The sequence below is a fragment of the Leisingera sp. CC-HEC096 genome (assembly GCF_059429235.1).
The window spans coordinates 2,372,125-2,397,510 of record NZ_JCAIJS010000001.1 but is presented as its reverse complement, the minus strand read 5'-3'; the positions used below and the strand labels follow the sequence as shown (position 1 = coordinate 2,397,510).

The window sequence follows — 25,386 nt, the reverse complement described above, 5'->3', positions numbered from 1 at the left end:
CTTTCAAATACCGCCTCGAACAGGAGCCCCGACGCATGTCCGGCGACCAGAAGCCACGCGACGACCAGTCCAAGGATGCCCAGCCTGCCGCCTCCAACGCGGCTGAAAAACACGCCAGCGGCGCCCCCTGGCGCAATTTCTATGGCCGCTTCAAGGGCAAGACGCTGAAGGACAGCCAAAAGCGTTATCTCGACGAGGATCTGGCCAAGCTCAGCCCCGGCGCCGTCGGCTGGGAGGAAAACCCGGAGCGCACGCCGCTGGATCTGGACGCGCTGTTTGGCGGCAAGGACGTCTGGCTGGAGGTCGGCTTTGGCGGCGGCGAGCATCTGGTGCATCAGGCCGTGAGCAATCCGGACACGGGCATCATCGGCGCCGAACCCTTTATCAACGGTGTGGCGATGCTGCTGGGCAAGATCCGCAACGCAGGAGCGGACAATATCGCCATCCACCCGGGCGATGCCCGCGACCTGATGGATGTGCTGCCCGCCGCCTCGATCTCGCGCGCCTTCCTGCTGTACCCGGACCCCTGGCCGAAGAAGCGCCACCACCGCCGCCGCTTTGTGACGCAGGAGCATCTGGAGCCGCTGGCTCGCTGCCTGAAGCCCGGTGCGATCTTCCGTGTGGCGACCGATATTCCCGACTATGTGCGCCAGACCCTGGAGGAGGTGCCGAAGGCCGGTTTCGAATGGCTGGCCGAAGGCCCCGAAGACTGGCGCCGGTCCTGGGATGACTGGATCTCCACACGGTATGAGCAGAAAGCCCTGCGCGAAGGCCGCACGCCGCATTACCTGACCTTCCGCCGCTTGGGCTGAGGCCAATAGCGCTGGACCGGCCAGATCCAATCCGTTACCGATAGCGCAAACGAACAGACGAACGACCGACAGACGAAGGAAGCCACATGTCCGGACACGGCACGCCCATCCCGATGACCTCGCACCGCTCTGGCCCGCTGACCGGCGTGGCTGAAGTGCCCGGCGACAAGTCGATTTCGCACCGGTCGCTGATCCTGGGCGCTTTGTCGGTGGGGGAAACCAAGATCTCCGGCCTGCTGGAAGGCGAGGATGTGCTGGACACCGCCAAGGCGATGCAGGCCTTTGGCGCCGAGGTGGTGAACCACGGCGGCGGTAACTGGTCGGTGTTCGGCGTCGGCGTCGGCGGCTTTGCTGAGCCGGGCAATGTGATCGATTGCGGCAACTCCGGCACCGGGGTGCGGCTGATCATGGGGGTGATGGCAACTTCGCCGATCACCGCGACCTTCACCGGCGATGCCTCGCTGAACAAGCGCCCAATGGCGCGGGTGACGGATCCTCTGGCGCTGTTCGGCACCCAATCCGTGGGCCGTTCCGGCGGGCGGCTGCCGATGACCATCGTTGGCGCGGCTGATCCGGTGCCGGTGCGCTATGAGGTGCCGGTGCCGTCGGCGCAGGTGAAATCGGCGGTGCTGTTTGCTGGCCTCAACGCGCCCGGCAAGACCGTGGTGATTGAGAAGGAAGCCACCCGCGACCATACCGAGCGGATGCTGGCGGGCTTTGGCGCCGAGATCACCACCGAGGAGACCGAAGAGGGTCGCGTCATCACCCTGACCGGCCGGCCCGAGCTGAAACCGCAGGTGATCGCGGTGCCGCGCGACCCGTCCTCCGCCGCCTTCCCGGTCTGTGCGGCGCTGATCACGCCCGGCTCTGACGTGCTGGTGCCGAACATCGGCCTCAACCCGACCCGCGCGGGCCTCTACTACACCCTGCAGGACATGGGCGCGGATCTGACGTTCGAGAACATGCGCGAAGAGGGCGGCGAGCCGGTTGCCGATCTGCGCGCCAAGTACTCGCCCAATATGAAGGGCATCGAAGTGCCGCCGGAGCGCGCCGCCTCGATGATCGACGAATACCCGGTGCTGTCGGTGGTGGCGGCCTTTGCCGAAGGCAAGACCATGATGGCGGGCGTCAAGGAGCTGCGGGTCAAGGAAAGCGACCGGATCGACGCGATGGCCAAGGGCCTGCGGGCCAATGGTGTGGCTGTCGAGGAAGGCGAGGACTGGTGGGAGGTCACCGGGCTGGGCATTGATGGCGTGCCGGGCGGCGGCACCTGCGAGAGCTTCCTGGACCACCGTATCGCCATGTCCTTCATGGTGATGGGCATGGGCGCGCAAAACGCTGTTTCCGTCGACGACGGCAGCCCGATCGCCACCTCCTTCCCGATCTTTGAATCCCTCATGGGCAACCTGGGGGCCAAGCTGGAGCGCACATGAGCAAGAGCTTCACCATAGCGGTCGACGGGCCGGCCGCGGCTGGCAAGGGCACCCTCTCCAAGGCGGTTGCTGCCCATTACGGCTTTGGCCATCTTGACACCGGTCTCCTGTACCGGGCCGTCGGGGCCAAGATGATGGAGGGCGTGACGCCGGTCACGGCGGCCCGGACCCTCACTCCGGAGGATCTGGCGCGCGAGGATCTGCGCGGGCCGGAGGTGGCGCAGGCGGCGTCCAAGGTGGCAGTTATTGCCGAGGTCCGTGCGGCGCTGATCGACTTCCAGCGTGCCTTTGCCCGCCGGGCGGGCGGCGCGGTGCTGGACGGGCGCGACATTGGCACAGTGATCTGCCCCTATGCGCAGGTGAAGTTGTTTGTCACCGCCAGCGCCGAGGTGCGCGCCCGGCGGCGGTTCCTGGAGCTGACGGCGGCAGGCAAGGTGATCACCCTTGCCGAAGTGCTGGCCGACGTGAAGGCCCGCGACGACCGCGACATGAACCGTGCCGAGGCACCGCTCAAGCCGGCCGATGACGCGGTGCTGATCGACACCAGCGAGCTGAGCATCGAAGAGGCGCTGGCCAAGGCCTTGGCCGTGATCGAAAGCCGCATGGAGCCAGCGGGCTGAAACGGAAACGCCCGCAGCCGGGACATCAGCTGCGGGCGCAAGGGCAGGCAGGAAGGCCCGCCCGGCGGGACACGGCCAGCGCGGGATCAGAGCGCGCCGACGGCCACGTGCTTGATCTGGCCCCACTGGCTGTCCGCGGTCTGGGCAGTACCGGCCACGTCCTCCAGGAAGGCAGCGCGGGTGGCGGCGTTCAGGAACAGGAACAGCTTGCCATCATGCACCAGGTACTGGTCCGGGTCGCCGTCGAACTTCTTTCCGACTGACACGCCGTAAGAGCAGAAGCCGCCATGCTGCGGCAGGTATTTCGCCGGGTTGGCCTCAAACGCGGTCTTGTTCTCATCCGAGACAAAATAATACGAAGCGCCGTCCACGGTGGCGGAGTAGGTGGCCATGCCCTCCACCGGGTTGCGGCTGTCCAGCAGCGCCACCAGGTCGACGCCATGCGCGCCCAGCGGTGCGCCGCCGGCGGAGATGCCGTTGGAGACGTTGACCTCGTCCGCGGCATAGGCGGGCGCGGCCAGTGCGGCAGTCAGTGAAATCAGGGCGGTTGTCAGAAGCGTTTTCATGTTGGTCCTCATCGGGTTTCAGGGCGGTTTCAGGGGTGCCGGGGCAGGGTGTGCGGCCCGGTGATCTGAAGCTAAGTCCGCCGCGCTGGACGTTTAATCTCCGTCCGTCCCGGTGATCTTGCAGATCGTCCCGAATTTCCGGGGCGTTGTTTTGCTGACGGCTCACCCAACTGTGCATGGAGCCGCGCGCGGCACCGAAGTAGCCTGAAAGGGCGCGTCAAAAGGGGAGGTGCCGTCATGGCCTGGCTGCGGACATTTGTGATTGCTTGCGTATTGGCTGTGCCCGGGCTGGCGCAGGAAGCATCACCAGAGCCGGAACCGCCGATGACCTATGAACGGCTGGGGCGGATCCTTTTTGCCCTGGACAGCGCGGCGCAGCCGGTGGGGCCGGGCTTCCAGCTGACCATCGCCGGGGTGCCGGTGCTGGTGGTCACCGACCCGGCAGCGGACCGGATGCGAGCCATGGTGCCGCTGCGCCCTGCAGAGGGTCTGACCGCGGAAGAGCTGATGCGGATGATGCAGGCCAATTTCGACAGCGCGCTGGATGCGCGTATGCGGTGGCGCGCGGCCAGCTTTGGGCGGTGTTCATCCACCCGCTGTCAGCGCTGCAAAAGGATCAGCTGATCTCGGGCCTGGGGCAGACGGTGAATATCGCCCGCACCTATGGGACGCTTTACACCGGCGGGGCCTTGCAGTTCCGCGGCGGCGACAGCCCGGGGATCCAGCGCCAGCTGATCGAGGAGCTGCTGGAAAAAGGCGAGGAAATCTAGCGGCCTGAACCCGGCCGGGTCCTTACCCTGCCGGGTACGAAAATCAGCCCGGATTGCCTGAACAAGAATGAATTTCGTCATCTGGTATCAGGATTAATACGCACCAAGTCGCCAGGCGCAGATTAAAGTCGCCTCAAACAGCTTGGAGAGCCAAATGACCAGCTTTCAGGACCGCCTGACCGCTCTGCGCCGGGAGTTTCACCGGCAGCCGGAGCTCGGCTTCCAGGAAGACCGCACCAAGGCCAAGGTCGCGGCGCACCTGCGCGGGCTGGGGCTGGAGGTGCATGAGGGCGCAGGCGTGGTCGGGCTGCTGCGGGCCGGCACCGGCAACCGGGCCATCGGGCTGCGGGCCGATATGGACGCGCTGCCGATCAGCGAAACTTCCACGCATGGATACGTGTCCGAAACACCGGGTGTGATGCATGCCTGCGGCCATGACGGCCATATGACGATGCTTTTAGGAGCCGCTGAACGGCTGGCGCAAGAGCGGGGGTTTGACGGTACCGTGGTGTTTCTGTTTCAGCCCAACGAGGAGCACGGGCTGGGCGCGCAGGCGATGATTGCCGAGGGTGTGCTGGAGCGGTTCCCGATCGAAGAGGTCTATGCCATCCACAATCTGCCCGGCGCGCCGGTGGGGCAGGTCTCGACCCGGCCGGGGCAGATCTGCAGCAGCGAGAGCCTGTTCGAGATTGCGATCAAGGGGCAGGGCGGCCATGCCTCGATGCCGCAGGCGGGGGTGGATGCCATCACTGTCGGCGCCGAAATGGTGCTGGCGCTGCAAACCATCGTCTCGCGCAAGCTGGCACCGGGGGTTGGCGCGGTTGTTTCTGTGACCGAGTTCCTGACCGACGGCCAGCGCAACGTGCTGCCGGGCCATGCGGTGCTGAAGGGCGATGTGCGCGTCCGGGTGCCGGAGGACCGCGCGGCGGTGGAACGCTTCATGCGCCAGATCGCCGCCGGAGTGGCTGCCACCCATGGGGTGGCGGCGGAGGTGAGTTTCAACACCGAATTCGTGGAAACTATCAACGCAGAAGGCCCTGTGGAGGCCGTTTATCGGGCAGGCGAGGCCGCGGGCTGCGCCGTGATCCGCAACCGCCCGCCGATGAGCTTCTCCGAGGATTTCGCCCATTTCGCCAACGCCGTGCCTGGCTGCTTCCTGCTCTTGGGCAATGGCGAAGGGGGGCCGCACGGCCAGCCGCTGCATGCGGCGGATTATGATTTCAACGACGCTCTGCTGCCCATCGGCGCGGAGTTCTGGGTGCAGCTGGTGCGGGACCGGCTGCCAGCGGGAAAGGACTGACGATGCTTGAACAATTTGCTGTTGCCCTGCGCCACACGGCAGGGAGCCCGAAACCCGGCGAGGCGGCCTATAGCGTGTTGTCGGAACAGGACTTCGCCAACGCGCAAGCGGAGATCACCGCTTGGGAGGGGTATGAGGAAACGCCGCTGGTCTCTTTGGCCGGGCTGGCGTCGCAGATCGGCGTGGGCCGGATCGACTATAAGCACGAAGGGCCGCGGTTCGGTCTCGGCAGCTTCAAGGCACTGGGCGGGTCCTATGCGGCGCTGCGGGTGCTGCAGCGGGAGCTGAGCCGCCAGCTGGGCCAGGATGTCAGCCTGGAGGAAATCCGCAAGGGCGCTCACAAAAACGCCTGCGCCGGGATCACCCTGGTCTCGGCCACTGACGGCAACCATGGCCGGTCGCTGGCCTGGGGCTGCCAGCGCTTTGGCGCGCCCTGCCGGATCTATATCCATGCCGAAGTCAGCGAGGGCCGCGCGGTGGCCATGCGCGAGCTGGGCGCCGAGGTGATCCGGATCGACGGCGACTATGACGACTCGGTGCTGCTGGCCAAGAGGGAAGCAGAGGAAAACGGCTGGTTCGTGGTCTCCGATACTTCCTGGGAAGGCTACACCGAGCCGCCACGCGATGTGATGGCCGGCTACAGCGTGATGACCCGCGAAGCCTGCGAGGCGATGGAGCAGCCCCCCACCCATGTGTTCCTGCAGGGCGGCGTCGGCGGGCTGGCAGCCTCAGTCGCAGCGGCTTTGCGGCAGTTTTACGGGGCAGCGTCTCCGCAGGTGGTGATTGTCGAGCCGGAACTGGCGGCCTGCCTGTTCGACAGCGCCAAGGCGGGCAAGGCGACGAATTTCGCCATCCAGGAAGAAACCATCATGGCGGGCCTCTCCTGCGGTGAGCCGTCGGAAATGGCGTGGGAAATCCTGACCGAGGAAGCCGCGGACTTTGTGACCATTCCTGACAGCATCGTTGCCCCCGCGGTGCGGCTGCTGGCCAATGGCGAAACCGGCGATCCGGTGGTGGAGGCGGGTGAAAGCGCAGTGGCGGGACTGACCGCGCTGATCGCGGCTTGCCAGTCGGCAGAGATGAAGAAGACCCTGCGCCTGGATGAAAGCTCGCGCGTGCTGCTGATCGGCTCCGAGGGGGTCACCGATCCGGCGATTTATGCCGCGATCATGGAAGGGAAAGACCATGTCTGACGCGCCCGCCCGCGGGTTCCCGGAAGCGGAATTTGCAGCCCGCACTGAAAAGGCGCAGGCGCTGATGGCACAGCAGGGGCTTGATGGGCTTCTTCTGCTGACCGAGCCGGATGTGCGCTATTTCAGCGGTTTTCACACGCTGTTCTGGCAAAGCCCGACGCGCCCCTGGTTCCTGTTCGTGCCGCCCGCCGGCAAGCCGGCTGCCATCATCCCGGAGATCGGCGCCGACCTGATGCGCCGCACCTGGATTGAGGACATCCGCACCTGGAGCGCGCCGGCACCCGAGGATGACGGCATCAGCCTGCTGACGGAACTGCTGTCACCGGTTGCCTCCCGTGGCGGTTCCATCGGCCTGATGAAGGGGCATGAAACCTCTTTGCGGATGCCGCTGGGCGACTATGAGCGGCTGATGGCGGGGCTGCCGGGGCTGAAGGTGGCGGATGCCACCCCGCTGGTGCGCAGACTGCGGATGGTGAAATCCGCCGCCGAGATCGAAAAACTCTCGCACATCTGCGCCATCGGCTCCCGCACATTTGCGCGGGTTCCTGAAATCGCTCATGAAGGCCAGCCGTTTGTGGATCTGTTCCGCGCCTTCCGGCGCGAGGCGCTGGCGCAAGGCGCGGATGACGTGCCTTACCTGGTGGGCGGGGCCGATCAGGGCGGCTACAGCGACGTGATCTCGCCGCCAACCGGCCGCCCCTTGCAGGCCGGGGACATCGTGATGCTGGACACCGGCTCTACCTGGGACGGTTATTTCTGCGATTTCGACCGCAACTTTGCCATTGGCCGGGCGGATGACCTGTCGCGCCGCGCCTACGGCGTGCTGTGGCGGGCGACCGAGGCGGGAATCGCCGCCGCGCGCCCGGGCGCGACCTGCCGCGAGCTGTTCCAGGCGATGCAGTCCGTGATTGCCGAAATGGACGATCAGGGCGGCGACGTGGGGCGGCTGGGCCACGGGCTGGGGATGCAGCTGACCGAATGGCCCTCGCACGCCGCCTTTGACGGGACGGTGATCGAGGAAAACATGGTGCTGACGCTGGAACCCTCGCTGAGCTACGGCGACGGCCGTATCATGGTGCATGAGGAAAACATCGTCGTGCGGGCGGATGGCGCTGAGCTGCTGACAACCCGCGCCGCGCCCGAACTGCCGGTGATCTGAAGGAGGCTTTGGGCCATGAAACTCCCCTATGAGACGGATGCAGGCATCGGCACCCGCGCCACCCTGGGCGTGATCGTGCTGGAAACCGACGAGACGCTGGAGCCGGAGTTCGCCAGGATGATGGCGCAGGAGGGGGTGGCGCTTTATCACAGCCGCATCCCGATGGTGCCGGAAGTCCGCCCGGAGACGCTGGCACGGATGCAGGCGGATCTGCCGGCCTCGGCCCGGCTGCTGCCGTCCTCGCTGGATTTTGACGTAATCGGCTATGGCTGCACCTCGGCCTCCACGGTGATCGGCTCGGCCAAGGTGGCGGAGGCGGTGCAGACGGTCCTGCCCAGGGCCAAGGTCACCGACCCGCTGGCGGCGATCATCGCCGCGGGCCGGGCGCTGGGGGCCGCGCGGCTGGGGTTTGTCACGCCCTACCTGCCCGAGGTCTCGGCGCAAATGCGGCAGAAGCTGGAGGCGGCGGGGTTGGAAATCGCCGGCTTCGGCTCGTTTGAGGAAATGGACGACCGGGTGGTGGCACGCATCACCGAGGCGGCTATTGCGGCGGCGGCCAAACAGGTGGCCAGCGCCGCGGACTGCGATGCGATCGTGATCTCCTGCACCAACCTGCGCTGCCTGCGGGTGATTCCGGAGATTGAGGAGGCGACCGGTGTGCCGGTGGTCTCCAGCAACCAGGCGCTGGCCTGGCACATGCTGCGGCTGGCCGGGATCACGGACCCCCAGCCGCAATTCGGCAGGCTGTTTGCCCGGGGTTCGGCGGGCGGATAGGTAGAATTTTACGGGAATTGCCGCCTGACAATTTTTGGCAAGCTGTCCCGCCGGACGGGGCAGTCTAAGCTTGAAATCCACGGGCGGATCATCACAGTTTGACAGCCGAAACCTGACACGAGCCGCGCGAGGACCCCGGATGCCTGCCACCCGCCCCGAGAACCGCCCCGCAACCCGCAACGTCCTGTTCATCATCATCGACCAGCTGCGTGCGGATTGCGTGTTCGGTGCCATGGCAGAGCATGTGGAGCTGCCCAGCATCCGCGCCTTCATGCAGGAGGCGGTCTCGTTCAAGCGGCATTTCTCCGTCACCAACCCTTGCGGGCCGTCGCGGGCGTCGATCCTGACCGGACAGTATGCGATGAACCACCGTTCCGTGCGCAATGGCACGCCGCTGCGCCACGACACGCCGAACATTGCCACCGAGATGCGCAAGGCGGGCTATTTGCCGATGCTGTTCGGCTATACCGATACCTCGCAGGACCCGCGCGCCTTTGACGCCAACGACCCGGCGCTGCGCACCTATGAATTCCCGATGAACGGCTTCCATGAGATGACCGAGATGCGGCTGGAGACGTCCTTCCCGTGGCAATCGCATCTGATGAACCGGGGCTATGAATTCGAGGACTACTGGGACGTCTACAAGCCCCGTTCGCCCGATGGCGGCGCGCCCCGGCTGAACGATCCGGCGCTTTACGCGGCAGAGGACAGCGATACCGCGTTTCTAACGGATTCTTTCCTGGGCAAGATGGCCGCTTATCAGAAGCAAAGCTGGTTTGCCCATCTGACCTATATCCGCCCGCATCCGCCGCTGGTGGCGCCGGCCCCCTACAACACCATGTACGACCCGGCCTCGCTGCCGCTGCCAACGCGGCTGGACACGCCGGAGCAGGAAGGCGCGCTGCATCCGTTCTTTGATCCGGCGTTGCGCAGCAGTACAGCGGCCGGCTTTGTCGAGGGGTTCCCGGATCTGGAGCCGACGGACGACAACATCCGCACCCTGCGCGCGGTTTACCTGGGGCTGGCCACCGAGGTGGATCACCATGTCGGGCGCGTGATCAAATTCCTCAAGGACACGGGCCAGTATGAAAATACCATGGTCGTCATCACCGCCGACCACGGCGAGATGCTGGGCGACCGGCACGCCTGGGGCAAGATGTCGGTCTATGACGCCGCCTATCACACGCCGCTGATCATCCGGATGCCTGGCAATGAGGACAATGCCGGCGCCTGCCTCACTCAGACCACCGAGTCCATCGACGTGACGCCGACCATTCTGGAGTGGGTCGGGCAGGAGGTCCCGAACTCGATGGACGGGCGGTCGCTGCTGCCGCTTTTGCGCGGGGAGAAGCCGCGGGACTGGCGGCAATACTCCTTCTCGGAACTGGATTTTTCCGAACCACTGGAGCCGACGCTGTGGCAGCAGGCGCTGGGCACCTCGCCTAGCGACAGCAGTCTGGGCATCCTGCGGGACGGGCGCTTTACCTTGGTGGAATTCGCCGCCGACCTGCCGCCGATGCTGTTTGATGCGGTAGGGCAGGGGGAGCTGGAGAACGTGGCCGGGCAGCCGGAGTATGCCGCCGATCTCAACCGGCTGACCCGGCTGATGCTGCGGCACCGGATGAAGAACATGGACCACACGCTGTCGCTGATGTCGATCACCGCTGACGGGGCGCAGGGCGTGTCCCGTTTCGCGCCGCGGCGAGGCTAGGCCCAAGCCCGGACGATGCCGCGTGAACAGGGAAAGGCCCGGTCCAGTAAGGAGCCGGGCCTGTGGCGGTTTTTAAGCGTCAGACGAACCAGTCTTCGGTCAGCTGGTCGGTTGACTTGACGCCTTTCAGCCAGGCGATCTGCAGCGGGTCGTTGCCGCCCTCACCGTCCGCATCGTATTGAAGCCAGACATCCTTGGTCCCGTTCAGGCTGAGACTGCCGCTGGTCAAGGCATCTTCAAGCGTCGTGTTCAGTTCAAGAAGCAGCCCGTCGATATCGAGCGCATCGCCTTGGCTGATCTTGAAGTCGCGCAGGGTGTCGCCGGCGTCGTCAGCGGAGGCAAAGACAAACACGTCGGCATCTGCCCCGCCCTTCAGGAGATCCGCGCCTGCGCCGCCTTCCAGCCTGTCGCTGCCGGAGCCTCCATCAAGCGAGTCGCCGCCGCTGCCGCCGCGGATATCGTCATTGCCCTCGCCGCCCTTGACCTTGTCCGTGCCGGCACCGCCGTCAACCGTGTCGTCGCCTTTGCCCGCATTGATCAGATCGTCACCGCTGCCCGCGTCCAGACTGTCGTCCCCGTCGGCGCCGTTGACCTTGTCAGCACCCGCGCCAGTCTGGATCGTGTCATTGCCGTCGCCGCCATTGACCTTATCCCTGCCGCTGCCGCTGGTGATCACGTCATTACCGCCGCCGCCGCTCACTTTGTTTTCGCCGTCTCCGGCAGACAGGGTGTCATCCCCATCGCCGCCCTTCAGCTGATCCTTGCCGCTGCCGCTGCTGATCACATCATTTCCGTCATCACCGGACAGCTTGTTGTCACCGCCGCCGGCTGCGATCGTGTCGTTGCCCTCGCCGCCCTTGATCTGGTCCTTGCTGTTGCCGCCGGTGATCGCGTCGTGGCCAGCATCGCCGGTGACTCTGTTGTTGCCGTCGCCGGCGGCTATCGTGTCGTTTCCTTCGCCGCCCTTGATCCGGTCCCTGCCGCTGCCGCCGGTGATCGAGTCATCGCCGAGGCCGCCGTCGGTCTTGTTGTCGCCGTCGCCGGCAGCAAGGGTGTCGTTTCCGTCGCCGCCCTTGAACTGGTCCTTGCCGCTGCCGCCGGTGATCGAGTCATCGCCCAGGCCGCCGTCAGCCTTATTGTCGCCGTCGCCGGCGGAAAGCGTGTCGTTTCCTTCGCCGCCCTTGATCCGGTCCTTGCCGCTGCCGGCGGTGATCGAGTCATCGCCCAGGCCGCCATCGGTCTTGTTGTTGCCGTCGCCGGCAGCAAGGGTGTCATCGCCCTCGCCGCCGTAGATTTTATCGTTACCTGCGCCTGCCAGAACGGAGTCATCGCCACCGTCCCCAAAGAGCTGGTTTCTGCCGTCGCCGCCCTGGAGGGTGTCGTTGCCGTCGCCGCCATAGATTTTGTCGTTGCCGTCGCCGCCGTCCAGGCTGTCGCCGCCCAAGCCGCCCTCCAGGATGTCGTTGCCGCTGCCGCCGGACAGCGTGTCATTGCCGTCCAGTCCGTACAGCCGGTCGTGGCCTTCCCGCCCTTCGATCAGGTTGGCGGCGCTGTTGCCGTAGCCTTTGTCGCTGCCGCTGCCCAAAAGGATGTTCTCGATCACTGAGCCTTCGCTGATCGTTAGGGTCTTGGAGCCGATTTTCCCGGACACACCGCTTTCCAGGTTGATCGTGGCTGCCAGCGTCACGGTGCTGAGATCCAGCGTGTCGATACCGCCATTGGTGTCGGTGACGGTGCCCAGCAGGCTGGTCCACTGCGGCACGAAGCTGTTGGTGAAGATGTAGGTGTTATCAATGGTTTCCGGCGTGGGGTCCGGATCCGGGGTCGGGTCCGGATCTGGCGTGGGCTCAGGCTCCGGGCCGGGCTCCGGGGTCGCGGAAGTGTTGATGATTTCTGCCGGATCGGCGTTCGCATCGATACCGGCCAAGAACACCAGCAGCGTGCTGCTGCCATTGTGGGAAATTTTCAGCCAGGAGCCGCCGCTGCCTGCCTGAAGTGATACAACGCCGTCGCCCGCGGGATCGCTGCCCGCATAACCGATCTCCTGCAGCAGGGCGGAAACGTCGACCCGGTCTCCGGCGGCCAGGTTGAAGTCGGCGATTGAATCGCCGGATTCGCCTAGCGACCGGTAGACAAACCGGTCGGCGCCCGTTCCGCCCGTCAAGTAATCTGCACCCGTTCCGCCGATTACCGTGTCGTCGCCGGCGCCCGCCTCGATCCGGTCGTTGCCGGCACCGCTTTCCAGCACATTGTCCGCTGCGTTGCCGGTAATGTGGTCAATGCCCGAGCCGGTCACGGCATTTTCGATCACGGTGCCGCTGGCAATGGAAAAGTTGCCGGTCTTGCCATTGATGCTGGAGAAGGTGCCCGCGTTCAGGTTCAGCGTCTGATTGTAGCTGCGCGAGCCCAGGTCAATGACATCGGTGCCGCCGCTGTCGACAATCGCCACCGCCCAGCCGCCGTTCAGGTCCATGCCGAAACGGCCGGTGGTCTGACCGTCGCCATAGGTGGTGTCGCCGGTTTCCACGTTTACAGGCGCGCCATACAGATGGTGCACTGCAGCGATGTCGGCCAGCTGTGCCGTCGCCAGATAGGCAAAGGAGGCATCGACAGCGGTGTTTTCAGCCTGGCTGAAGTAGGACATGATCGACATTTGCCAGCTGTCATTGGCGAAATGCGCATCCGAGCCATAGCTGGCGCTGCCGTTGTAATTGCCGGTGTGGCCCAAGCCGAGGGCGTGGCCGATTTCGTGGATAAAGGTCTGCAGGTAATAGTTGCCGTAAGCCGACCAGCCGTCGTCCACGTTGATGTGCGAGCTGAGGATGGTTCCATTGCTGACAGTGGATGTGGCATATGCCCCGGATCTGTTGTCATCAAAGGTGATCTGGGCGCTGCCTGTGGTTTCGGCAAAGTCGATCCCGGTCAGCGCGGTCCAGCTTTCCAGCGCCTTGCGGGCGGTTGCCTTGCCGTTTGCATTCAGCCCGCTGAGGTTGACCGTCAGCTGCCCCCCGGTTTCTACGTCAAAGGAACGCTGGGTCCGGCCGGTGTCCTCCCAGAAACCCTGGTAAAGATACTGCGCGATCTGGTCGACCGTATACGTTGGCTTGCCGCCGGCATCGCCGCCACCGGTGCCGGAGCCGCTGCTGTCGGTGACTTCGGGAATTCTGTGATTGGCTTGACCGCAATATTCACACATATCCGTTTTCCATCCTAAATCGCTGAATTACAGGGGGAATTCCGTGTGCCTGACCAGCTGGCCGGCAAAGTCCGCAAGGCTGTCGGCCGTGAGCTGCCCGTCCATGACCGACTGCTCCAGGACCGGGCCCTGACCGGTCCGGCCGTCGCTGTGCTGCCAGGCCAGGCAACCGGAGATCCAGTCCGCGGCCTGGGCCTGCCCGACGTATCGCAAGGTCAGATCGGACCCGGCTTTCTGACCGTCTGCCGTTGAAACCGCTGCTCCGGGAAACCTCTGGCGCAGACTTCCGGCCAATGCATCGCACAGGGGCTGCCGCATGGCGTCGCCGCATTGCAGTTCAATGGTCTGCACCGGGCTGCCAAGCGCTGCGGACCCGGTGACAAGCAGCCAGATTGCGGCGGAGCAGCTGGAGAGTTTTCCAGGTGAAATCATGGGAAAGGTGCTCGCTCAGACGGTTTTGGGATCAGGTTCAGTCCTGCGCCGTTCTGGCTGCACACTCAGTAATGGGAGCGGATTTGGGCGAAATGGCGGTCGCGATCCGGGCAATATTTAGACGTCGTTAACCGGGGTTAACCCTATTCTAACGCGGCTTGCGCGAGGGCGCGTTTTGGATCAGGCTGGGATTGTTGTTGCAAATCATTCTCAATTTCATTGACAGTTGCGAATGATTTGCAATAACGATGCATCAAAGGCATCTTCAAAACGGAGAATCGGATGTTTTCGAACCTGCTCAAGACAGTTTCCGCCGCAGCGGTCGCGGCCGTTGCTGCCAGCGCTGCCATGGCTGAGGACAAGATGAAGGTGGTTACCACCTTCACCGTGCTGGCCGACATGGCTGCCAATGTGGCAGGTGATGCCGCTGAGGTCGTCTCGGTCACCAAGCCGGGGGCGGAGATCCACGGTTATGAGCCGACCCCGCGCGACATCGTACGGGCGTCCGATGCCGATCTGATCCTGTGGAACGGCATGAACCTGGAGCTGTGGTTCGAACAGTTCCTGTCAAACCTCGACGACGTGCCCTCCGTCACCCTGACTGACGGCATCGACCCGATCCCGATCGCGGCCGGCTCCTACGAGGGGAAGCCCAACCCGCATGCCTGGATGGGTCTGGATAACGCGCTGATCTATATCGACAACATCGTCGAGGCCTTTGCCGAGCACGACCCGGAAAACGCCGCCGTCTATGTGAAGAACGCAGGCGAATACAAGGACAAGCTGCGCGCCACCATCGAGCCGCTGCGCCGTTCCATCGCGGAAATCCCCGAGGACAAGCGCTGGCTGGTGACCTGCGAGGGCGCCTTCAGTTACCTTGCGCGCGATTTCGGCATGAAAGAACTGTACTTGTGGCCGATGAACGCCGATCAGGTCGGCACCCCGCAGCAGGTGCGCGGTGTGATCGACGGCGTGCGCGCCAATGACATTCCGGTGGTGTTCTGCGAAAGCACCGTGAACACCGCCCCGGCACAGCAGGTGGCCCGCGAAACCGGCGTGGCCTATGGCGGGGAGCTTTACGTCGACTCCCTCAGCGAAGCGGACGGCCCGGTGCCGACCTACCTGGACCTGCTCAAGGTCACCTCTCAGACCGTTGCCCGCGGTTTGACCGAAGTGACCAACTAAGAACGCTTTTTTGCATATCCGAACAGCCCCGCAGCGCAAGTTGTGGGGCGTTTCATTTCACAAAGCACAATTTCTGTGTGTAACTCTGCAGGACAGCCCATGCTTGATGCCAGCGAGACCCACATCATGAACACCAGCGCCGCGCCTGCGGACGGCGGGATTGCCGCAAAAAATGTCACGGTCACCTACCGTAACGGCCATACCGCGCTGTGGAATGCCAGCTTTGGCATTCCCCGCGGCACCGTCACGGCGCTGGTCGGCGTGAACGGGGCGGGCAAATCGACCCTGTTCAAGGCAATCATGGGATTTGTCCCGGCCGCGCAGGGCGAAATCCGTATTCTCGGGATGACCGTCAAAGAGGCGCTGCGCAAGAACCTGGTCGCCTATGTGCCGCAGTCGGAGGAGGTCGACTGGGCCTTCCCGGTGCTGGTCGAGGACGTGGTGATGATGGGCCGTTACGGCCACATGGGTTTCTTGCGCCGTCCTAAGGCTGCCGATCACGAGGCCGTCGATCAGGCGCTACGCCGCGTGAACATGCAGGACTTCCGTCACCGCCAGATCGGCGAGCTGTCCGGCGGCCAGCGCAAGCGGGTGTTCCTGGCACGCGCGCTGGCGCAGGACGGGCAGGTGATCCTGCTGGACGAGCCATTCACCGGCGTCGATGTGAAGACCGAGGAGCAGATCATCGCCCTGTTGCGCGAGTTGCGCGCGGAGGGAAGGGTGATGCTGGTCTCCACCCACAACCTGGGCAGCGTGCCGGAATTCTGCGACCGCACGGTGCTGGTCAAGGGCACGGTGCTGGGCTACGGCCCGACCGAGACCACCTTTACCCGCGAAAACCTGGAACATGCCTTTGGCGGCGTTCTGCGCCACTTCACACTGGGCGGCCAAGCGCTGCATGACGATGGCGACACCCGCGAGGTCACCATCCTGACCGACGACGAGCGCCCGTTTGTCCAGTACGGCGAAAAGACCCAGACCAGCGAGGGCAGCGGCGAGGGCGGGGGTAAGCCGTGATGGAATACCTGCTGGAGCCGTTCACCTACGGCTATATGACCAATGCGATGTGGGTTTCCGCGCTGGTCGGCGGCGTTTGCGCCTTTCTCTCGGCCTATCTGATGCTCAAGGGCTGGTCGCTGATTGGCGACGCGCTCTCGCACTCGGTGGTGCCGGGGGTGGCGGGGGCCTACATTCTGGGTCTGCCGTTTGCGCTGGGCGCCTTCATCGCCGGCGGGTTGGCGGCGGGCGCGATGCTGTTCCTGTCGGAACGTTCCGGCCTCAAGGTGGATGTGATTATCGGCCTCATTTTCACCTCCTTCTTCGGGCTTGGCCTGTTCATCGTCTCGATTAGCCCGATGTCGGTCTCGGTGCAGACCATCACCATGGGCAATATCCTGGCAATCACGCCGGAGGACACGGCTCAACTGGCGATCATCGGATTTGTCTCGCTTGCGGTGCTGCTGGCCAAGTGGAAGGACCTGATGGTCACCTTCTTTGACGAAAACCATGCCCGGACCATTGGCTTGCGGCCCGGATTGCTCAAGGCGGTGTTCTTCGTGCTGCTGTCGGCCTCCGTCGTGGCTGCGATGCAGACCGTGGGGGCGTTCCTGGTGATCGCCATGGTGGTGACGCCCGGCGCTACGGCCTATCTGCTGTGCGACCGCTTCCCGCGGCTGATCATGGTGTCGGTGCTGATCGGCGCGGCCACCAGCTTCCTTGGGGCCTATGCCAGCTACTTTCTGGACGGCGCCACCGGCGGCATCATCGTGACGCTGCAAACGCTGATTTTCCTGGTGGTGTTCGTCTTCGCTCCGAAACACGGGCTGCTGGCTGCCAAGCGCAAGGCGCGCGAAGCGCTGAAGCGCGGCCCCGCCGCACAACAGGAGGCGGTGTGATGGATTTCGATACGCTGCTGATGCCGTTCCAGTTCGCGTTCATGCAGAACGCCTTCTGGATCTCCATGATCGTTTCGGTGCCCACAGCTCTGCTTTCCTGCTTCCTGGTGATGAAGGGCTGGGCGCTGATGGGCGACGCGGTCAGCCACGCGGTGCTGCCGGGGATTGTGCTGGCCTATGTGCTGGGCTTCCCGCTGATCATCGGCGCCTTTGCTGCCGGTATGCTGTGCGCGGTGGCGACCGGCTTTCTGGCGGGCAACAGCCGGGTCAAGCAGGACACGGTGATGGGGGTGGTGTTTTCCGGCATGTTCGGGCTCGGCATCGTGATGTACGTGGGGATGGAAACCAACGCGCATCTGGACCACATCCTGTTCGGCAACATGCTGGGCGTGGAGCCGGATGAGCTGTGGACCGCGGGCATCATCTCGCTGGTGGTCGGCGCGGCGCTGGTCTTGAAGTGGAAGGATTTGCTGCTGCACAGCTTCGACCCGGCGCAGGCGCAGGCCTCCGGCCTGCCGGTCACGGTGCTGCACTACGGGCTGCTTGCGGCGCTGTCGCTGACGATCGTGGCAACGCTCAAGGCGGCGGGTCTGATCCTGGCGATCGGGCTGCTGATCGCTCCCGGTGCCATCGCGTTCCTGGTGGTGCGCAAGTTCAGCACCATGCTGTGGGTGGCCGTGCTGGTCTGCATGTTCTCGATGCTGGCGGGCACCTATGCCAGCTTCTTCCTCGACAGCGCGCCCGCGCCAACCATCGTGCTGATCCTGACCGCGCTGTTCATCCTCGCCTTTGTGCGGCGGCTGTATCTGACGCATCGCAGGTCGATGCAGCGCGCCAGGGAAACCTCCGGGACCGCGTGAGTTAAACGGTCCCGGGCCTGGCCATCTCCAGCAGCCACTGGCGCACCAGTTCCGCGTTGGGAACCAGGTCCTGGGTCTTGGACCACACCAGATAGAACCCTGCCCCGGTGGTCCAGGACCATTCCTTGCGGGCGGCCAGCAGGCCCTGTTTGATCAGCGGCTCGGTCACATGCTGCCAGCCAAAGGCAAAGCCCTCGCCCGCAATCGCCGCCTGCAGCACCAGCGCGTAGTCATTTAGGCGCATCCCGGCAGCCGGCGGCCTGCCGGTGACGCCGAAATGTTCAAACCACTGCTGCCATCTGGGGCGCTCGCGTATCGGCTCCTCCAGGTGAATCAGCCGCTCATGCAGCAAGTTCGGCACCGTCGCCAAGTTGACGGCGGAGGCCATCACCCGCGGGCTGGCGACGGGAAAGATCACCTCCGGCGCGATCAGGGCGGAATGGCAGTCCGGCCAGTCGCCGTCCCCGCGCCGCACCGCCAAGGAAATCCCTTCTGTATTGATATCCGGCTCCCGGTCGGAGCTTTGCAGGCGCAGATCGATATCGGGGTGCGCCTCATGCAGCTGGGCCAGTCTTGGCATCACCCAGTAGTATGCAAAAGCCGACGAGCAATTGAGCGTCACATGGTCATTGCGCCCGAACTGCCGCACCGCCTTGGCTGAGGAAAGTATGTCCTCCAGCGCTTTGAACACATCCGTGTAAAGCCGCATACCGGCCCCCGTCAGCTCCACCTTGCGGTGGCCGCGGCGGAACAAAATAACGCCCAAAGACGCTTCCATCTGTTTGATCGCCGCACTGACGGCAGGCTGCTGCACGTTCAATTCCTCCGACGCGCGGGTGAAGGAGCCGTGCCGGGCTGCGGCCTCGAAAACGATGAGGTGGCGGGGGCTGGTGAGGAGCTTCCACAGGTCTTGCATAACTGTGTGTTATCCAAATCATCAGATTTTTCAACCGTCACAACGCGGGCTGCGGATCTTATCGTTACGCAGCTTTTGAACACTGGAGACCCCCATGGCCCGACGCGCCCGCGCATCCCGCGATAGAAACACTGCCCCTGCGGGCGCACCGGCCTCGCCCTGGATCCAGCGCACGCTGCCGTTCTTTGACGTGCTGGACGAAGAAAAGCTGGTCCGGCTGGAAGCCCAGGTCGACTGGATTTTCGAGGAGGTCGGCATCGCCTTCCGCGACGATCCAGAAGCCTTGCGGATCTGGAAGGACGCGGGCGCGAAGATCGACGGCGACACCGTGCGTGCCGATGCGCAGTGGATCCGCGCCCTATGTGCCAAGGCGCCGCGGGAGTTCACCCAGCTGGCCCGTAATCCGGCGCGGTCGGTCACCATTGGCGGCAACAACCAGGTGTTCGCGCCGATCTATGGCGCGCCGTTCGTGCGCGACCTGGAGGGCGGGCGGCGCTATGGCGACATGGAGAGCTTCGAGAAGCTGGTGAAGCTCACCTACATGCATCCGAACCTCCATCACGGCGGGTTTGTGATCTGCGAGCCTTGCGACGTGCCGGTGAGCAAGCGCCATTTCGACATGCTGTTTGCCCATATGACGCTGAGCGACAAGCCGCATCTGGGTGCCATCACCGAGATGTCCCGCGCGCAGGACAGCGTGGATATGGCCGAGATCGTCTTTGGCAAGGACGTCATGGACAAAAACTGTGTGATCATGGGCAATGTGAACACCAATTCGCCGCTGCTGGTCGACAAAGTGGTGACGGAGGCGGTGCGCACCTATTGCGCCCGCGGGCAGGGAATTATCGTTGTGCCGTTTATCCTTACGGGCGCGATGGGGCCGGTCTCCACCGCCGCGTCGGTGGCGCAGGCGATGGCGGAGGCGATGATGGTCTGCGCCTTCAGCCAGATCGTGCGGCCCGGTGCGCCGTTTGTGCTGGGCAACTTCCTGTCGTCCATGTCGCTGAAGTCCGGCGCGCCGACATTCGGGATGCCGGAGCCGGTGATCTCCAACTATGCGATCGGCCAGCTGGCGCGCCGCGCCGGGCTGCCGTTGCGCTGCGGCGGGTCGCTGACCGCGTCCAAGATCGAGGATGCGCAGGCAGCTTATGAGAGCGCCGACTCAATGCATTCCACCATGCTGGCCGGTGCCAATTATGTGCTGCATTCGGCGGGCTGGCTGGAAGGCGGGCTGTGCACCGGGTTCGAGAAGCTGATCATGGATGCGGACCGGCTGGGCTCCTACCAGAAGGTGCTGAGCCAGGGGCTGGATACCAGCGACGAGGCGATGGCCCGTGATGCTTACGCAGAGGTGGCGCCGGGCGGGCATTTCCTGGGCTCCGGCCACACCATGCGCAACTACCAGACCGCGTTTTATGAGCCGAAGCTGAGCGACAGCGAGAATGTCGAGAACTGGGAGGAAGGCGGTTCCAAGGACATGCGCCAGCGCGCCTATGAGCGCTGGAACCAGATGCTGAACGAGTATCAGGCGCCGCCGATGGATGAGGCGGTGAAAGAGGAACTGGCCGCCTATGTCGCCCGCCGCAAGGAGGAGATCCCGGATGCGTGGTACTGAGTTGACCCTTTCTTCACGCATAAGTTCAGCTGATGCAGGATGTGCCGGATTGCCCCGGCACCCCCTGTGCACCCCCCGTACACCCCCTGTGCACCCCCTGGGTGCCATTTGCAGCAAATCCCGCGCTTTGCCCCGGACCTGAGGACAAACCCATGTCAGACAATTTTGCCCAATCGACGCTCAACATCCACAAGGAGGAGAGCACCGGCGACAAGAAGCTGCCGAGCCACGCCAAGGCGGTGATCATCGGCGGCGGTGTCGTTGGCTGCTCGATCCTGTTCCACCTCGCCAAGTTCGGCTGGAAGGACGTGGTGCTCTTGGAGCGCGACGAGCTGACCTCCGGTTCCTCCTGGCACGCGGCGGGTCAGATCCATACGATCTCGTCGGACCCGAACATCTCGCGCCTGCAGAGCTATACCATTGATCTGTACAAGGAGATTGAGGAGACCTCCGGCCACTCGGTGGGCCTGCATATCACCGGCGGGTTTTATCTGGCGTCGAACAAAACCTGGTACGACTACCTGAAGCGGGAGCGTTCCAAGGCGCGGTACATGGGTCTGAACCAGGAATTCATCAGCCCCAAGGAAGTGGCTGAGCGCCATCCGCTGATTGATCCGAAGCATTATCACGCGGCGCTGTGGGACGATCAGGACGGCGATCTGGACCCGTCGGGCGCGACCTATGCCTTTGCCAAATCTGCCAAGGTACACGGCGCGCAGTATTTCACCCATACGCCCGTAACCGCGACCACCCAGCGCCCGGACGGCAGCTGGGATGTGACCACCCCGCGCGGTGTGATCAATGCCGAGCATATCGTGAACTGCGGCGGCCTGTGGGCGCGGGAAGTTGGCCACATGCAGGGCATCAACCTGCCGGTGCAGCCGATGGAGCACCACTATCTGATCACCGACAAGATCGACGCGGTGGCCAACCACCCGACCCGCCTGCCGGCCGGCATCGACTATGAGGCCAACATCTATTTCCGGCAGGAGCGGCAGGGGATGCTGCTGGGCACCTATGAGCCGAAGGGCACGCCCTGGAAGGTGGGCGGCACCCCGTGGGACTTCGGCCACGAATTGCTGCAGCCGGATCTGGACCGGATTGCCGACCGTCTGGAGATGTCGTTCGAGCGCATCCCGGCCATCGGGGAAGCGGGCATCAAGGATATGATCAACGGACCGTTCACCTTCGGCCCCGACGGCAACCCGATGATCGGGCCGGTGCCGGGCATGAAGAACTACTGGTGCGCCGTGGGCGTGATGGCGGGCTTCTGCCAGGGCGGCGGCGTGGGCCTGACCATGGCGGAGTGGATGATCGACGGCGAGCCGTCCATCGACGTCTGGGCGATGGATGTGGCGCGGTTCGGCGAGTTCGCGACCCCCGACTGGGGCACCGTGAAATCGACCGAGAACTACGAGCGCCGCTTCGTGATGACCTTCCCGAACGAGACGCTGCCGAAGGGGCGGATGCAGAAGACCACCGCTCTGTACGACCGGCTGGTCGCCAAGGGCGCGCGGATGGGGCAGGGCTATGGCCTGGAGAACGCGCTGTGGTTTGCCGACGGGCCGGAGGACGCGCATGAGGAGCCGACATTCGAGCGCAACCGGTCGCATGATTACGTGGCGCGCGAGGTCAAGGCGGTGCGTGAGGCGGTGGGCGGCATCGAGATTGCCAACTTTGCCAAGCATGAATTCAAGGGCGCAGGCGCGCGGGCCTATCTGGACCGGGTGCTGGCGGGCTATGTGCCGAAGCCGGGCCGCCTGACCCTGACGCCGATGCTGACGCCGAAGGGCAAGCTTTATGGCGATCTGACCGTGGCCTGCCTGGGTGAGGAGCATTTCATGCTGTTCGGCTCCGGCGCCATGCAGGAGGCGCACCGCCGCTGGTTCGAGAAGGATCTGCCCGCGGATGTGTCGTACCAGAACGTCTCGGACGATTGGCACGGGATTGCGCTGTCGGGTCCGAAATCGCGGCAGCTGCTGCAGCGGATCACCCGTGAGGATGTGTCGGGCGGGGCGTTCAAGTTCCGCGATCTGCGCCAGACCTTTGTGGGCGGCGTGCCGGTGATCCTGAACCGGATCAGCTTCTCCGGTGAGCTGGGCTATGAGATCTACTGCAAGCCGCAGTACCTGCTGCGCCTGGCGGAGGCGGTCGAGGAGGCGGGCAGCGATCTGGGCTACCGCTGGTACGGGGCACGGGCGCTGATGTCGATGCGGCTGGAGAAGGGCTGGGGCGTTTGGACGCTGGACTTCCGCCCCGATTTCGACGCGGTGGAAAGCGGCATGGATGTCTTCATCAACTGGAAGAAGGATTTTATCGGCAAGGAGGCCGCGCTGAAGGCCAGGGAGGCCGGGGCAAGCCGCAAGCTGGTCACCATGACCATCGACGTGGACGGCATCGACGTGTCGGGCGACGAGGCGATCCTCAAGGATGGCGAGGCGGTCGGCTACATCTCCTCCGGCGGTTATGCGCATCACGCAAAGGCGTCGATGGCGATGGGCTATGTCTCGGCTCAGCACGCCGAAGCGGGCACCCGGCTGCAGGTCGAGATCCTGGGCGAGATGTACGGCGCCGAAGTGCTGGGCGGGCCGGTCTACGACGCCAATGGCGCCAATATGCGGGCCTGATGAGAGCAGGGGGGCGGATGCCATGACGAAACTGATGCGGAAGCTCCCCGAAGCGGCCCGGGCGGTGCCGGCCTGCCGCTGCGTCTTCCTGCTGCTGCCGGCCTTTTCGCCGCTGGACCTGTCCAGCGCGGTGGCAGCGCTGGAAGCGGCGAACACATATGACGGGACCAAGCGCTATGACTGGCGCGTGGTCAGCGAGGACGGCTTGGCCGTGACCGCGCCTAACGGGCTGAGCGTGGCGGTGGACGGCGGTCTGCCGGAGCTGGCGCGCGGCGGCATTATCTTTGTCTGCGGCGGCCAGGGGCAGGAGCCGGGCCTCTCGCTGAAGGTGCTGGGCTGGCTGAGGAAGGCGCAGCGGATGGGGGTGACCCTGGGCGCGCTGGGCGGCGGTGTGCTGGCGCTGGCGCGCTCCGGCCTGCTGGCGGGGCGCGAGGTCTCGGCCCATTGGGCGTTGCGGGCGATCCTGGCGGAGACGCATCCGGATGTGGAGGTCAGGAACTCGCTGTTCACCATGGAGGGCAAGCTGATCACCTGTGCCGGCGGCACGGCAACGGTGGACATGATGCTGAACCTGATCTCGGAGCATCACGGGGCCGCCGTGGCAACCGGGGCGGCGGATCTGATGGTCTGTTCTTCTGCCCGCAAGGGGAGCCAGGATCAGACGGTCTCCGAATACGGCCGGACGGGCGTGCGGCATGAAAAGCTGGCGGCGGCGCTGAGCCTGATGCGCAGCAACCTGGAGGAGCCGCTGACGCCGGGCGGTATAGCCGATCTGGTCGGGCTGTCGGTGCGGCAGCTGGAGCGGCTGTTCGCCAAGTATCTGCAGACCACGCCCAAGGTCTATTACACCCGGCTGCGGCTGGACTATGCGCGCAGTCTGCTGCTGCAGACCAATATGCGGATCATCGACATTGCGCTGGCATCGGGGTTCAACAGCCAGACCCATTTCGCCAAGGTCTACCGCCGCTATACCGGCAAGTCGCCGCATCAGGAGCGGCCGTTTTAGACGGGTCCGCAAGAGGGGGCCGGCCTGACGGCCAAGCCCGGCCAAGTGGGGCGCGCAGGGGTGTCAGAGGCCGAGATCGCTGAGGCCGGGGTGATCTGCCGGGCGCGGGCCCTGCGGCCAGTGGAACAGGCGGTCGTCTTCTGTGATCTCCAGGTCGTTGATCGAGGCGAAGCGGTGTGCCATGCGGCCGTCTTCGGCAAATTCCCAGTTCTCGTTGCCAAAAGAGCGGTACCACTGGCCAGCGGCGTCGTGCCATTCATAGGCAAAGCGCACGGCGATACGGTTCCCTGTGAAGGCCCACAGCTCCTTGATCAGCCGGTAGTCGTTTTCGCGCTCCCACTTGGCGGCGAGGAAGGCCTGGACTGCCGCGCGCCCTTGCGGGAAGTCGGCGCGGTTGCGCCAGTTGGTGTCCGGGGTGTAGGCCAAGGACACGGCCTCGGGGTTGCGGCCGTTCCAGGCGTCTTCGGCGGCGCGGACCTTGGCGATGGCGGTGTCGCGGGTGAAGGGAGGCAGCGGGGGGCGGGGAGCTTCTGTCATGTTTGTTTACCGATCTGTCAAGTTGTGAATGCAAAGGTGAACTGATCAGTTAATCTATTCAAGGCTAATGCCCGCTGTCTGTCCGCACAGATGCGTGATCTGCCGATTCTAAATGAGAAAAACCAATTTGCGAAACTGGTTAGCTTGACGTCCGCAGCGCAAATAATGTTAACTGATCGGTGCATAAACCGTTCCGCTGGAGGTGCTATGCGGCCTAACAAACGTGCCGAGCTGATTCGCAAGTCGCTGGATCTGTTTTATGGAAACGGCTTTCACGCTACCGGAATGGACTTGGTGGCGGCGGAAACGGGGGTGTCGAAAACCTCGATCTACAAGCATTTCCGCTCTAAGGAGGAGCTGATCCTGGCGGTGCTGAAACTGCGGGACGAGGATTTCCGCACTTGGCTGTACGGCCGGCTGGAGGCGCGGGCGGATACCCCGCGCGGCCGGCTGGAGGCGCTGTTTGATGTGCTGGAGGAATGGTTCGAACAGCCCGGTTTCCAGGGTTGCATGTTCATCAAGGCAAGTGCCGAGTATCAGTCTCCGGAGGATCCGATAAACAGGCAGGCGGCGGAGCACAAGCGGCTGTTGCAGGAGCATTTTACGGGTCTGGCGGCCGGGGCCGGGGCAAGGGACCCGGACGCGCTGGCGCGGCAGCTGATGGTGCTGAAGGAGGGGGCGATTGTTCTGGCTGCCCTGACTCACAGAAGCGCCGCGGCCCGGGATGCCCGCGCCGCGGCGGCGGTGCTGATTGATCAGGCAATCGCCTGACGTCCGGG

23 protein-coding genes are annotated in these 25,386 nt (G+C 64.5%); 18 read left to right on the top strand and 5 right to left on the bottom strand.

Annotated elements, in window-relative coordinates; genetic code table 11:
• The first annotated feature begins 35 nt into the window (after window positions 1-35).
• From trmB to AC5STI_RS11545, 3 genes are all read left to right on the top strand, one after another.
• Window positions 36-812, top strand: coding sequence for a tRNA (guanine(46)-N(7))-methyltransferase TrmB (gene trmB, locus AC5STI_RS11555; protein ID WP_475047522.1), 777 nt, complete (start codon window positions 36-38; stop codon window positions 810-812).
• An 86-nt stretch (window positions 813-898) separates the two neighbouring features.
• Window positions 899-2,245: a 3-phosphoshikimate 1-carboxyvinyltransferase gene (aroA, locus tag AC5STI_RS11550; protein WP_495446752.1), complete on the top strand. Its 1,347-nt coding sequence runs from the start codon at window positions 899-901 to the stop codon at window positions 2,243-2,245.
• Window positions 2,242-2,865 carry a (d)CMP kinase gene (locus tag AC5STI_RS11545; protein WP_495446751.1) on the top strand — a complete coding sequence of 208 codons (624 nt, stop codon included), beginning with the start codon at window positions 2,242-2,244 and terminating at the stop codon, window positions 2,863-2,865. The genes aroA and AC5STI_RS11545 overlap by 4 nt, the downstream gene beginning before the upstream one ends.
• A gap of 86 nt (window positions 2,866-2,951) precedes the next feature.
• On the opposite strand, the gene AC5STI_RS11540 is transcribed toward AC5STI_RS11545, so the two are convergent.
• Window positions 2,952-3,431, bottom strand: coding sequence for a YHS domain-containing (seleno)protein (locus tag AC5STI_RS11540; RefSeq protein ID WP_495446750.1), 480 nt, complete (start codon window positions 3,429-3,431; stop codon window positions 2,952-2,954).
• A 237-nt stretch (window positions 3,432-3,668) separates the two neighbouring features.
• On the opposite strand from AC5STI_RS11540, the gene AC5STI_RS11535 reads away from it, so the two are divergent.
• From AC5STI_RS11535 to AC5STI_RS11505, 7 genes are all read left to right on the top strand, one after another.
• Window positions 3,669-4,055: a hypothetical protein gene (locus tag AC5STI_RS11535; protein WP_495446749.1), complete on the top strand. Its 387-nt coding sequence runs from the start codon at window positions 3,669-3,671 to the stop codon at window positions 4,053-4,055.
• Complete coding sequence (locus tag AC5STI_RS11530) at window positions 3,989-4,201, top strand: hypothetical protein (RefSeq protein ID WP_495446748.1); 213 nt, start codon at window positions 3,989-3,991, stop codon at window positions 4,199-4,201. The genes AC5STI_RS11535 and AC5STI_RS11530 overlap by 67 nt, the downstream gene beginning before the upstream one ends.
• Before the next feature lie 154 nt (window positions 4,202-4,355).
• Window positions 4,356-5,501 (top strand): amidohydrolase, encoded by a 1,146-nt coding sequence (locus AC5STI_RS11525; protein ID WP_495446747.1) that lies wholly within the window; start codon window positions 4,356-4,358, stop codon window positions 5,499-5,501.
• Window positions 5,502-5,503: 2 nt separating this feature from the next.
• Entirely contained in the window at window positions 5,504-6,694 is a 1,191-nt protein-coding gene (locus AC5STI_RS11520) for a diaminopropionate ammonia-lyase (RefSeq protein WP_495446746.1), read from the top strand.
• Complete coding sequence (locus AC5STI_RS11515; protein WP_495446744.1) at window positions 6,687-7,853, top strand: M24 family metallopeptidase; 1,167 nt, start codon at window positions 6,687-6,689, stop codon at window positions 7,851-7,853. Before AC5STI_RS11520 ends, AC5STI_RS11515 begins: the two co-directional genes overlap by 8 nt.
• A 15-nt stretch (window positions 7,854-7,868) precedes the next feature.
• Window positions 7,869-8,627: a maleate cis-trans isomerase family protein gene (locus AC5STI_RS11510; RefSeq protein ID WP_495446743.1), complete on the top strand. Its 759-nt coding sequence runs from the start codon at window positions 7,869-7,871 to the stop codon at window positions 8,625-8,627.
• A 139-nt stretch (window positions 8,628-8,766) separates the two neighbouring features.
• Window positions 8,767-10,338, top strand: coding sequence for an alkaline phosphatase family protein (locus tag AC5STI_RS11505; RefSeq protein WP_495446742.1), 1,572 nt, complete (start codon window positions 8,767-8,769; stop codon window positions 10,336-10,338).
• A 79-nt stretch (window positions 10,339-10,417) separates the two neighbouring features.
• On the opposite strand, the gene AC5STI_RS11500 is transcribed toward AC5STI_RS11505, so the two are convergent.
• Window positions 10,418-13,534: a M10 family metallopeptidase gene (locus tag AC5STI_RS11500; protein WP_495446741.1), complete on the bottom strand. Its 3,117-nt coding sequence runs from the start codon at window positions 13,532-13,534 to the stop codon at window positions 10,418-10,420.
• Window positions 13,535-13,561: 27 nt separating this feature from the next.
• A complete protein-coding gene (locus AC5STI_RS11495) occupies window positions 13,562-13,966 on the bottom strand; it encodes a hypothetical protein (protein ID WP_495446740.1) in 405 nt (134 codons plus the stop codon).
• Between the two features lie 282 nt (window positions 13,967-14,248).
• On the opposite strand from AC5STI_RS11495, the gene AC5STI_RS11490 reads away from it, so the two are divergent.
• From AC5STI_RS11490 to AC5STI_RS11475, 4 genes are all read left to right on the top strand, one after another.
• Window positions 14,249-15,151, top strand: a complete 903-nt coding sequence (locus AC5STI_RS11490; RefSeq protein ID WP_490399637.1) for a metal ABC transporter substrate-binding protein — start codon at window positions 14,249-14,251, stop codon at window positions 15,149-15,151.
• Between the two features lie 99 nt (window positions 15,152-15,250).
• A complete protein-coding gene (locus AC5STI_RS11485) occupies window positions 15,251-16,168 on the top strand; it encodes a manganese/iron ABC transporter ATP-binding protein (RefSeq protein WP_495446738.1) in 918 nt (305 codons plus the stop codon).
• On the top strand, window positions 16,168-17,046 hold the full coding sequence (locus tag AC5STI_RS11480; protein ID WP_495447758.1) for a metal ABC transporter permease: 879 nt from the start codon (window positions 16,168-16,170) through the stop codon (window positions 17,044-17,046). Before AC5STI_RS11485 ends, AC5STI_RS11480 begins: the two co-directional genes overlap by 1 nt.
• Window positions 17,046-17,906, top strand: coding sequence for a metal ABC transporter permease (locus AC5STI_RS11475; RefSeq protein ID WP_495446737.1), 861 nt, complete (start codon window positions 17,046-17,048; stop codon window positions 17,904-17,906). Before AC5STI_RS11480 ends, AC5STI_RS11475 begins: the two co-directional genes overlap by 1 nt.
• 1 nt (window position 17,907) lies before the next feature.
• On the opposite strand, the gene AC5STI_RS11470 is transcribed toward AC5STI_RS11475, so the two are convergent.
• Window positions 17,908-18,822 carry a LysR substrate-binding domain-containing protein gene (locus tag AC5STI_RS11470; protein ID WP_495446736.1) on the bottom strand — a complete coding sequence of 305 codons (915 nt, stop codon included), beginning with the start codon at window positions 18,820-18,822 and terminating at the stop codon, window positions 17,908-17,910.
• 94 nt (window positions 18,823-18,916) lie between these two features.
• On the opposite strand from AC5STI_RS11470, the gene AC5STI_RS11465 reads away from it, so the two are divergent.
• From AC5STI_RS11465 to AC5STI_RS11455, 3 genes are all read left to right on the top strand, one after another.
• Window positions 18,917-20,437 (top strand): trimethylamine methyltransferase family protein, encoded by a 1,521-nt coding sequence (locus AC5STI_RS11465; protein WP_495446735.1) that lies wholly within the window; start codon window positions 18,917-18,919, stop codon window positions 20,435-20,437.
• A 152-nt stretch (window positions 20,438-20,589) separates the two neighbouring features.
• Window positions 20,590-23,064 (top strand): GcvT family protein, encoded by a 2,475-nt coding sequence (locus AC5STI_RS11460; protein ID WP_495446734.1) that lies wholly within the window; start codon window positions 20,590-20,592, stop codon window positions 23,062-23,064.
• Between the two features lie 22 nt (window positions 23,065-23,086).
• Window positions 23,087-24,070, top strand: a complete 984-nt coding sequence (locus tag AC5STI_RS11455) for a GlxA family transcriptional regulator (RefSeq protein WP_495446733.1) — start codon at window positions 23,087-23,089, stop codon at window positions 24,068-24,070.
• 63 nt (window positions 24,071-24,133) lie between these two features.
• On the opposite strand, the gene AC5STI_RS11450 is transcribed toward AC5STI_RS11455, so the two are convergent.
• Window positions 24,134-24,607 carry a nuclear transport factor 2 family protein gene (locus tag AC5STI_RS11450; RefSeq protein WP_495446732.1) on the bottom strand — a complete coding sequence of 158 codons (474 nt, stop codon included), beginning with the start codon at window positions 24,605-24,607 and terminating at the stop codon, window positions 24,134-24,136.
• A 207-nt stretch (window positions 24,608-24,814) separates the two neighbouring features.
• Between AC5STI_RS11450 and AC5STI_RS11445 the strand changes: the two genes are divergently transcribed.
• Window positions 24,815-25,378 carry a TetR/AcrR family transcriptional regulator gene (locus AC5STI_RS11445; protein ID WP_495446731.1) on the top strand — a complete coding sequence of 188 codons (564 nt, stop codon included), beginning with the start codon at window positions 24,815-24,817 and terminating at the stop codon, window positions 25,376-25,378.
• The last annotated feature ends 8 nt before the right edge of the window (window positions 25,379-25,386 follow it).

Coding starts and splice junctions, on each gene's coding strand:
- AC5STI_RS11490 (WP_490399637.1), top strand. CDS start 14,249: ATGTTTTCGAACCTGCTCAAGACAGTTTCCGCCGCAGCGGTCGCGGCC.
- AC5STI_RS11465 (WP_495446735.1), top strand. CDS start 18,917: ATGGCCCGACGCGCCCGCGCATCCCGCGATAGAAACACTGCCCCTGCG.
- AC5STI_RS11475 (WP_495446737.1), top strand. CDS start 17,046: ATGGATTTCGATACGCTGCTGATGCCGTTCCAGTTCGCGTTCATGCAG.
- AC5STI_RS11485 (WP_495446738.1), top strand. CDS start 15,251: ATGCTTGATGCCAGCGAGACCCACATCATGAACACCAGCGCCGCGCCT.
- AC5STI_RS11450 (WP_495446732.1), bottom strand. CDS start 24,607: ATGACAGAAGCTCCCCGCCCCCCGCTGCCTCCCTTCACCCGCGACACC.
- AC5STI_RS11460 (WP_495446734.1), top strand. CDS start 20,590: ATGTCAGACAATTTTGCCCAATCGACGCTCAACATCCACAAGGAGGAG.
- AC5STI_RS11495 (WP_495446740.1), bottom strand. CDS start 13,966: ATGATTTCACCTGGAAAACTCTCCAGCTGCTCCGCCGCAATCTGGCTG.
- AC5STI_RS11515 (WP_495446744.1), top strand. CDS start 6,687: ATGTCTGACGCGCCCGCCCGCGGGTTCCCGGAAGCGGAATTTGCAGCC.
- AC5STI_RS11540 (WP_495446750.1), bottom strand. CDS start 3,431: ATGAAAACGCTTCTGACAACCGCCCTGATTTCACTGACTGCCGCACTG.
- AC5STI_RS11455 (WP_495446733.1), top strand. CDS start 23,087: ATGACGAAACTGATGCGGAAGCTCCCCGAAGCGGCCCGGGCGGTGCCG.
- AC5STI_RS11505 (WP_495446742.1), top strand. CDS start 8,767: ATGCCTGCCACCCGCCCCGAGAACCGCCCCGCAACCCGCAACGTCCTG.
- AC5STI_RS11535 (WP_495446749.1), top strand. CDS start 3,669: ATGGCCTGGCTGCGGACATTTGTGATTGCTTGCGTATTGGCTGTGCCC.
- AC5STI_RS11525 (WP_495446747.1), top strand. CDS start 4,356: ATGACCAGCTTTCAGGACCGCCTGACCGCTCTGCGCCGGGAGTTTCAC.
- AC5STI_RS11500 (WP_495446741.1), bottom strand. CDS start 13,534: ATGTGTGAATATTGCGGTCAAGCCAATCACAGAATTCCCGAAGTCACC.
- AC5STI_RS11520 (WP_495446746.1), top strand. CDS start 5,504: ATGCTTGAACAATTTGCTGTTGCCCTGCGCCACACGGCAGGGAGCCCG.
- aroA (WP_495446752.1), top strand. CDS start 899: ATGTCCGGACACGGCACGCCCATCCCGATGACCTCGCACCGCTCTGGC.
- AC5STI_RS11480 (WP_495447758.1), top strand. CDS start 16,168: ATGGAATACCTGCTGGAGCCGTTCACCTACGGCTATATGACCAATGCG.
- AC5STI_RS11510 (WP_495446743.1), top strand. CDS start 7,869: ATGAAACTCCCCTATGAGACGGATGCAGGCATCGGCACCCGCGCCACC.
- trmB (WP_475047522.1), top strand. CDS start 36: ATGTCCGGCGACCAGAAGCCACGCGACGACCAGTCCAAGGATGCCCAG.
- AC5STI_RS11445 (WP_495446731.1), top strand. CDS start 24,815: ATGCGGCCTAACAAACGTGCCGAGCTGATTCGCAAGTCGCTGGATCTG.
- AC5STI_RS11470 (WP_495446736.1), bottom strand. CDS start 18,822: ATGCAAGACCTGTGGAAGCTCCTCACCAGCCCCCGCCACCTCATCGTT.
- AC5STI_RS11545 (WP_495446751.1), top strand. CDS start 2,242: ATGAGCAAGAGCTTCACCATAGCGGTCGACGGGCCGGCCGCGGCTGGC.